The following is a 1282-nucleotide window of genomic DNA, read 5'->3' as shown; positions in this document are numbered from 1 at the left end:
AATCAAAGGTCTATATGACAGAATTGAACAACTTATTTGTAGAATATTCATTTATTGATATATGATGAGACCATATTTAGAAACTGATTCAAAACATAATTCTATTGTTCACCGAGTAAGTTCAAGGAAGGAATAATGCTGAATTCAGTCTTCTAAACCCTATATCTGGATATTATTTCCACCCAAAAATTGCATTTTGACCCAATGGTTGGGAATGTCACACTCTTTTGTAGAGTAAGCATTTCCTATTTTAGGATGTATCTATGAAAAAATTATTTAGTGTACTGTTCAGCGCATCTGTCCTAACTCTGACTGCATGTAACAAACAACCTGCACAAACTGAAAATACAGCAACGGCCGAAAACAAAACTGAGTCAGTTCGAACAATTAAACTTGTTTCAACAGGTTCTGATACTGATGTCTGGAAATATGTTGCAACGCTTCCTGAGACTAAAGAAGCGGGTATTAAACTCGAAGTTACCAATTTGACTGACTATGTTGTCCTCAATACATCTGTCGCAAATGGTGAACAAGACGTAAATGCGTTCCAGTCATTTAACTATTTAGCCGCTTATAATGCTTCAAATACTGCTAAAGTTGCTGCTGTTGCGACAACTTACCTAGAGCCAATGGGTATTTATGCAAATAAAGTTAAATCTGTTGAAGAATTCCCACAAGGCGCGACCATCGCAATTCCAAACGATACTGCTAACGAAGCGCGTGCATTAACATTATTACAGTCTGCTAAACTGATTAAACTTAAACCGAATTTTGACCCTGTAAAAGGGACAACGAACGACATCGCTGAAAACCCTAAAAATTTGCAATTAAAACCAATTCAAATGACTACAGCGGTTCGTGTTAAAGACGATGTGGATGCGATTGTACTAGGTAATACATTGGCACTTGAAGGTGGCTTAAATGTAATGAAAGATTCTATCTTCCGTGAGCCTATTGACCAGTCTACTAAGCTTTATGTCAATTTATTGGGTGTAGCTGAAGCAAACAAAAATGACCCGATCTACACGAAATTAGGTGAACTCTACCACTTACCTAAAGTGCAAAAATTCGTGAGCGAAAAATTCGGTGGCACAAAAGTTGAAGTGAACAAGCCTGTTTCTGAATTTGCAGATATTAAATAAGTAGTTTTTGATTTAAAATGATTTTTTAAAGCTAAGCTCTGGTAATCGGGGCTTAGTTTTTTTTCTAGTTAAATACTTTATTTAACTAGACGTTCGGCTTCTTTATGTTGAATCACGGTATTATTTGGACTGTTTGGAGC

The 1282-nt window shown here is 36.1% G+C and carries 1 protein-coding gene; it reads left to right on the top strand.

All coding sequences use genetic code 11. The features are described 5' to 3' along the window. Positions 1 to 263 precede the first annotated feature (263 nt). Positions 264 to 1142 carry a MetQ/NlpA family ABC transporter substrate-binding protein gene (locus tag HUN22_RS17100; protein WP_174731904.1) on the top strand — a complete coding sequence of 293 codons (879 nt, stop codon included), beginning with the start codon at positions 264 to 266 and terminating at the stop codon, positions 1140 to 1142. Positions 1143 to 1282 lie beyond the last annotated feature (140 nt).

It is taken from the genome of Acinetobacter lactucae (assembly GCF_013344765.1).
GTDB classification, from domain to species: Bacteria; Pseudomonadota; Gammaproteobacteria; order Pseudomonadales; family Moraxellaceae; genus Acinetobacter; species Acinetobacter lactucae_A.
Note: the sequence above shows the minus strand (reverse complement) of the source record. Positions and strands in the feature narration are given on the sequence as shown.

Bases quoted from the DNA above. Each gene is read 5' to 3' on its own strand.
- HUN22_RS17100 (WP_174731904.1), top strand. From the start codon at position 264: ATGAAAAAATTATTTAGTGTACTGTTCAGCGCATCTGTCCTAACTCTG.